The 6,358-nt window shown below is 62.2% G+C and carries 5 protein-coding genes; 2 read left to right on the top strand and 3 right to left on the bottom strand.

The genetic code is table 11. The annotated features are described in order from the left end of the window. Positions 1–342 precede the first annotated feature (342 nt). Positions 343–2,253, top strand: a complete 1,911-nt coding sequence (locus MQW23_RS19220) for a sensor histidine kinase (protein ID WP_252109839.1) — start codon at positions 343–345, stop codon at positions 2,251–2,253. Next, positions 2,246–3,628, top strand: coding sequence for a sigma-54-dependent transcriptional regulator (locus MQW23_RS19215; protein ID WP_252109838.1), 1,383 nt, complete (start codon positions 2,246–2,248; stop codon positions 3,626–3,628). The genes MQW23_RS19220 and MQW23_RS19215 overlap by 8 nt, the downstream gene beginning before the upstream one ends. Here the strand turns inward: MQW23_RS19215 and MQW23_RS19210 are convergent. From MQW23_RS19210 to MQW23_RS19200, 3 genes are all read right to left on the bottom strand, one after another. Continuing rightward, positions 3,604–4,275, bottom strand: coding sequence for a metal-dependent hydrolase (locus MQW23_RS19210; RefSeq protein ID WP_252109837.1), 672 nt, complete (start codon positions 4,273–4,275; stop codon positions 3,604–3,606). The two genes, MQW23_RS19215 and MQW23_RS19210, sit on opposite strands and share 25 nt — an antisense overlap. 90 nt (positions 4,276–4,365) lie before the next feature. Beyond that, entirely contained in the window at positions 4,366–4,920 is a 555-nt protein-coding gene (locus MQW23_RS19205; RefSeq protein WP_252109836.1) for a gamma carbonic anhydrase family protein, read from the bottom strand. A gap of 23 nt (positions 4,921–4,943) precedes the next feature. Next, positions 4,944–6,293 carry a sodium-dependent transporter gene (locus MQW23_RS19200; RefSeq protein ID WP_252109835.1) on the bottom strand — a complete coding sequence of 450 codons (1,350 nt, stop codon included), beginning with the start codon at positions 6,291–6,293 and terminating at the stop codon, positions 4,944–4,946. Positions 6,294–6,358 lie beyond the last annotated feature (65 nt).

Raw genomic sequence — 6,358 nt, 5'->3', positions numbered from 1 at the left:
ATGACCTGAGCCGGTTGCCGTTGCGAGGAAGGCGTATTCTACGCATTTCCTGATGTTTGTCAACCGCTGATTTCAGCGCGTGAAGCAAGCGATTAAAACTGCGCTAACTTCCTGACAAACCTAAGGTTTTCACCTTCATTTACCGCCTGAAACGTTGTCCGTCCCCGGCAGCGGATGCGTACTTTACGGATTTGGCCGGGCGAGTGCAAGCGGTTTTTCAAATGCAGGTAAAAACGGCTCCAGCCCCCTATTTCCACTACCAAAAAGGTATCCACCTTTTTGGTATTGAGCGCCTTGGGTAAACCCCATAACCTTGGCGCTATCCCGTTAAAGGCGAGACTTATGATCCTCTCACCGCTTATTCCCTCGAGCCGCGGACGTCTGCTTTGGGTCCTGGCGCTCATAATGGGGCTGGTGGCTGGTATGTGGCAGGCCGCCGAGTTTGCCCGGGTGCGCGCGCTCGGTGAGCTGGGGGAGGACGCCGAAAACGAGCTGCGGCTGTCGGCGGCCAATCTCAAGGGCTATCTGCTGCGCTTTGACTATTTGCCTCCCATGCTGGCCACTCGTGAAGCCGTGCGCCGCTTTCTCGCCTCGCCGCAAAGCCAAAACCCCATGCCACTCAACATGCTGCTGGATCGGTTTCGCTTTACCGCGGGGGTGTCCGACGTCTATCTGCTGGACCGGGAAGGCACCGCCCTGGCCGCCAGCAACTGGCACCGCCCCAACACCTTCATCGGCCACAACTATTCGTTTCGTAGCTACTACACCCAAGCCATGAACGGCCAACCCGGGCGTTTTTTCGGGCTGGGCACCCAGTCGCTCGAGCGAGGCTACTTCTTTTCAGCCCCGGTCTGGCTGGACGATACCGCCCCGGACGCCACGCCGGATGGAGTGATCGTGATCAAAGTACTGCTCGACGAGGTCGAGCAGAGCTGGGCGGAGCAGGACGCCGAGCTTTTCGTCACTGACGGCGACGACATTATCTTCATGGCCAGCCGCCCGGAGCTTCGCATGAGCGCGCTCTATCCGCTCGATGTCACCGAGCGTGACATGCTAAGACGTACCCGGCGCTACGCCATGGAGCCATTGAACTACTCCGGCATTCGCGTGGACGCTGACGATAACGCCAATGGCCGGCAAGTCAGCTTCGAGCAAGGGCCGCTGACGGGCGAACACTACCTGAGCCTGACCCATACCATCGCCGAGTTCGGTTGGCAGATGCATATCCTCAAACCGCTAACGCCGGTTGCCAGCGCGCAGTGGATCGCCGCACTGATGGCGGGCGGGCTGTATGGATTGCTGGTACTTGGCGGCGGCGTGGGCTGGCAGCGCTGGCGGCTACGCCGGGAGCGCGAGGCGTTCGCCGAGCGTGAGCGCCAGACGCTTGCCCGGGTGCGCGACGAGCTCGAAGTCAGCGTAGCGCGGCGTACTCGCGACCTGGTGGCCAGCAACCAGCGCCTCTCCAGCGAGATCGACGAACGCCTGCGCGCTGAAGCGAGCCTACGCCAGACTCAGGACGAGCTGGTACAGGCCGCAAAGCTGGCCGTTTTGGGCCAACTGGCGGCCGGTATCAACCACGAGCTCAATCAGCCGCTGGCGGCGATTCGCGCCTACGCCGAAAACGCCCGGCGCTTCATCGAGCTTGCCCGCATCGAGCAGGCCGACGCCAACCTTGGTCAGATCGTCGAGCTGACCGAGCGCATGGCGGATATTAGCGCTCAGTTGCGACAGTTCTCGCGCAAGAGCAGCGAGCACCATGAAAGCATCGCCGTTCAAACCTGCGCCGAGTACGCGCTTCGCCTGTTTCAAAACCGCCTGCGCGAAAGCCACGCCGAGGTGATCCAGACGATGCCCGCCGAACCTCTCTGGGTGATGGGCGACCTGGTCCGTTTGGAGCAGGTGCTGGTGAACCTGATTGGCAACGCCCTGCAAGCCACTAGCGGCCAGCCAGCGCCCAGGCTGACACTCGGCGCCGAGCGTGAAGGCGATGCCGTGCATATTCGTGTCGAGGATAACGGCCCGGGGATCGACGAAGAGCACCTAACGCGCATCTTCGAGCCCTTTTTCACCACCCGGGCGCCGGGTAACGGGCTGGGTCTCGGCCTTTCGATCTCTTCGCGTATCATGACGGACCTGGGCGGCAGCCTCGTGGCCAGCAATACCGACCACGGCGCGCGTTTTACCCTGACACTGGCCGCGAGTGAGCCGCCCGTCGAACCGCCCGCTCAACCGTTGGAGAGCCGCCATGCATGAGCCCGAGACGCTGCCCGTGATCGTCATCGACGATGAGGCGCATCTGCGCATCACGGCCAGCCAAACGCTGGAACTCGCCGGCTACACCCCGCACTGCTTCGCCTCTGCCGAGCAGGCGCTGGCCGAACTGCCGACGCACTTTCCCGGCGTCATCGTCAGCGACATGCGCATGCCAGGCATGGACGGTATGGCACTTCTACATGCGCTAAAAAAGCGCGACCCGACGCTGCCAATCATTCTGATCACGGGTCACGGTGATATTTCCACCGCCGTGGAGGCCATGCGCGCCGGCGCCTGGGACTTTTTGGAGAAACCCTTCGCTGGCGAGCAGCTCGTCGACGTGGTCCGCCGCGGTATCGAAAAGCGCCAGCTGAGTCTGGAGAATACCCACCTCAAGGCAGAGCTCGAGGCACAGCAGGCCGCGCTCGGCCCGCGCCTGGTCGGCCGCACTCCGGTGATCTCGCACCTGGCAGCGATGATCCAGCGCATCAGCCAGGTCGAAGCCGACGTACTGCTGCTGGGCGAAACCGGGACCGGCAAGGATTTGGTCGCCCGGGCGATCCACGAACGCAGCGCCCGGCGCTCCAGTCCGTTCATGGCGATCAACTGCGGGGCGGTACCGGAGCACACCATCGAATCCGAGCTTTTCGGCCATGAAAAAGGCGCCTTCACCGGCGCGGTGGAGCGCCGGATTGGCAAGTTCGAGCACGCCAACGGCGGCACGGTGTTTTTGGATGAAATCGAATCCATGCCGCCAGCGCTGCAGGTGAAGCTTCTACGCGTATTGCAGGAGCGCAGCGTCGAGCGTTTGGGCGCCAACGAGACGGTGGCTCTGGATATCCGGGTCATTGCCGCGACCAAGGTGGATCTCAAGGTCGCCGCCGACGAGGGCCGCTTTCGCGAGGATCTCTACTATCGGCTCAACGTGGTGACGCTGCCGCTGCCCGCTCTGCGCGAGCGCCGTGAAGACATCCCGCTTCTGTTCCAGCACTTCGCCGTGGTCGCCGCCAACAGAAGCGGCCTGGAAGCGCCGACGCTGGATAACCACGCTGTGGCCACACTGCTTGCCCACGACTGGCCGGGCAATGTGCGCGAGCTTAGAAACCTGGCCGAGCGCTACGTACTGCTCGGCGCGGCCTTCGACTACCGCCTCGATGTGCTGCTCGCCGGCGAAACCTCCAGCGTCGAAGAGCCTACGCTACCTCGCCAGGTCGAGCTGTTCGAGAAAAGCCTGATCAGCCAGTCCCTGGCCCGCCACCAGGGCCGCGTGATCGACGTGTGTACGCACCTGGGCCTGCCGCGCAAGACCTTCTATGACAAGCTGAAAAAGCACGGTCTGAGCGCTGAGGATTACCGCCACAAAAGCGAGCCCTGATGCAAAAGCTCGCCCAGCACCCCCCAAGGCGGCACCCAGGGCATCAGGGTCAATAGCGCGATCAGCATCAGTAGATTCGAGACCGGCCGGCGGCTGTCGCCGAGTTTCAGCGCGGTGCCAAAAGAGCGCTTGAGCCGTGCCCCTTCCAGGTCGACGCTAAAAAGCTCGTCGAGCCCCAGGTGAATGAGAAACCCCAGCAGCACCGAGGCCCCGTGGGACCAGGCAATCCAGGGCGGCTGCATCAGCGCATGAAAGCTGAGCGCCGCGGTCGCGCCGGCACAGAGCGCTGCGGCCATTAGCGAGTGCCAGATACCGCGGTGTACTGTGAATTTGGAAAACAGGATGCTCGCCATATAGCGCACGCCAAAATAGATGCCGCCGCAGGCGACGAGCAGCATGCCCGGCGCCAGCCACGGCTGCAAAAGCAGCACGCCGAGCACCAGCGAGGGCACCGAAAGCAGGTTGAAAATCAAACGGATGGACTTGGAACGGTCGGCGTCGATATCCGGCAAAATGCCGCCGAAGGCGACCAGCGCGATCATCAAAAGCGCCTGGGAAGGCGACCACCACTGGGCGTGGTAGCCCCCGTACGCCAAAAGCGTGCCGCCCGCCGCCGCCACCGTAATGTGCGTGCGAAAATTCGCCATACCGCGGCACCCTATAAAACTGTATAAATTAACAGATTATAGACCCGCGCGACACGATGAGAATAGAAAAAAGAGTGTCAGGGCAACCGTTTAGACGGATTCATTATCCGGCTCGGCCAAAAACTGATCTTTTAGCTTCACGTAATTGCCTGCGGTGTAAGTGAAAAACGCGCGCTCCTTCTCCTTTAGCGGGCGCAGCGCCTTCGCCGGGTTGCCGCCGTAAACGTAGCCGCTTTCGAGCGTCTTGCCTGGCGTTACGACGGCGCCGGCGGCAATGATCACGTCGTCCTCGACCACCACGCCGTCCATGACGATCGCGCCCATGCCTACCAGAATGCGGCTGCCGAGCGTGGCGCCGTGCAGCAGCGCCTTATGGCCGATGGTCACGTCGTCGCCAACGGTGAGCGCAAAGCCGTCCGGGTTGAAGTCGCTGGCATGGGTGATGTGCAGCACGCTGCCATCCTGAACGCTAACCCGCGCGCCGATACGGATACGGTGCATATCGCCACGAATCACCGTCATCGGCCAGACCGAGCAGTCGTCACCCAGCACGACGTCGCCGATCACGACACTTGCCGGATCGATGAATACCCGCTCGCCCAAACGCGGGCTCTGCCCCTTGAACGCTCTCAACGCCTTGCTCATATGTGCTCCTTTCAGGTGACGAGTCAACCCAGCGCCAGTACGCCGCCTACCAGCACTACCAATGTTAACGGAATCGATATATAGCGAAGCGTAGCACGCCAGAGCCGGTAGCCACGACTGCCCGCTCTCAGCGACTCGGCCGCCAGGGACGCCGGCAGCACCCAGGCCGCGAAGATGGCGATCAATAGCCCGCCCAGCGGCAAAAAAACGTCCGGCGGAATCGAGCTTAGAAGCTCGAACACGTTGCGCCCCCAGAGCGGGCGAAACTCGCCAAGCGTGGAGAAGGAGAGCGCGGCCAGCACGCCAAGAAGCCAAACGCTTAGTGCAACCGCCGCCGTGCTGATACCGCGCCGCCAGCCCATGCCGGTAAGGGTTGCGACCATCGGCTCGGCCAGATTGATCGCCGACGTCCAGGTCGCCAGCAGCAACAGCAGGAAAAAGCCGCTGAGCCAAAGGCTGCCAAAAGGCAGCTCGGCGAAGGCGATGGGTAGGGTGACGAACATCAGCCCTGGCCCCAGGGTCGGGTCGAGCCCCTGGGCGAAGACGACCGCGAAGATCGCGATGCCGGCGAGCAGCGCGACGCAAATATCGAGCAGCGCCACCGCAAAGGCCGCCCGGGTCAGGCTTTGCTCTTCGGGCATGTAAGCGCCGTAGGCCATCAGCGCACAGGCGCCCACCGCCAGAGTGAAGAAGGCGTGCCCCATGGCGTGGAACACCACCGTCGGGGTGATCGCTTCAAAAGAGGGCAAAAAGAGCCAGCGCAGCGCCGGGCCAAAACCGTCCGTGCTCGCCCCGTAACCCGCCAGTACCAACAACAACAGATACAAAAGCGGCATCAGAAAATTGTTCAGCCGCTCAAGGCCCTTGGCAACACCGGCGGCGACCACGGTCATGGTGATGAACAGAAACAGCGAATGGTTGAAGACCAAAAGCCAGGGGTTGGCCAGAAAGGCCTCGAAGCCGGCGCCAATCGCCTGCGGCGATTGACCCTCGAAGGTACCGTTGATCGAAGCCACCAGAAATTCGATCGACCAGCCGGACACCACCGAGTAAAACGATAGAATGCAGAACACGGTTAAAGCGCCAAACAGTCCCAGATAGCGCCAGTGCGGGCTCGCCTGGCTTGCCTTGGCGAGCGTGGCCAGCGAGCGCATCGGGCTTTGGCGCCCGGCACGGCCGATCAGAATTTCCGCCATCATCACCGGAATACCCAGCAGCAGCACGAAGACGATATAAAGCAGCAAAAACGCCGCGCCGCCGTTCTCGCCGGCGATATAGGGAAAGCGCCAGATATTGCCAAGCCCAACCGCCGCCCCGGTCATCGCGAGGATAAACGCGCGTTTGGATCCCCAGCGCTCTAGCGTGTCGTTCATCACCTGCTCCTGGTGGACTCGAAAAAATGGGTATGAAGGTGGTATCGAAAGCCGGCAAGCCTAGC

It is taken from the genome of Halomonas sp. S3-1-1 (genome assembly GCF_023757625.1).
Taxonomy (GTDB): domain Bacteria; phylum Pseudomonadota; class Gammaproteobacteria; order Pseudomonadales; family Halomonadaceae; genus Vreelandella.
The sequence above is the reverse complement of the archived record's forward strand: the minus strand, read 5'-3'. Positions and strand labels throughout refer to the sequence as shown.

What these genes read in the sequence shown, in the direction of transcription:
- MQW23_RS19200 (WP_252109835.1), bottom strand. Translation starts at nt 6,293, where the DNA reads ATGAACGACACGCTAGAGCGCTGGGGATCCAAACGCGCGTTTATCCTC.
- MQW23_RS19210 (WP_252109837.1), bottom strand. Translation starts at nt 4,275, where the DNA reads ATGGCGAATTTTCGCACGCACATTACGGTGGCGGCGGCGGGCGGCACG.
- MQW23_RS19205 (WP_252109836.1), bottom strand. Translation starts at nt 4,920, where the DNA reads ATGAGCAAGGCGTTGAGAGCGTTCAAGGGGCAGAGCCCGCGTTTGGGC.
- MQW23_RS19215 (WP_252109838.1), top strand. Translation starts at nt 2,246, where the DNA reads ATGCATGAGCCCGAGACGCTGCCCGTGATCGTCATCGACGATGAGGCG.
- MQW23_RS19220 (WP_252109839.1), top strand. Translation starts at nt 343, where the DNA reads ATGATCCTCTCACCGCTTATTCCCTCGAGCCGCGGACGTCTGCTTTGG.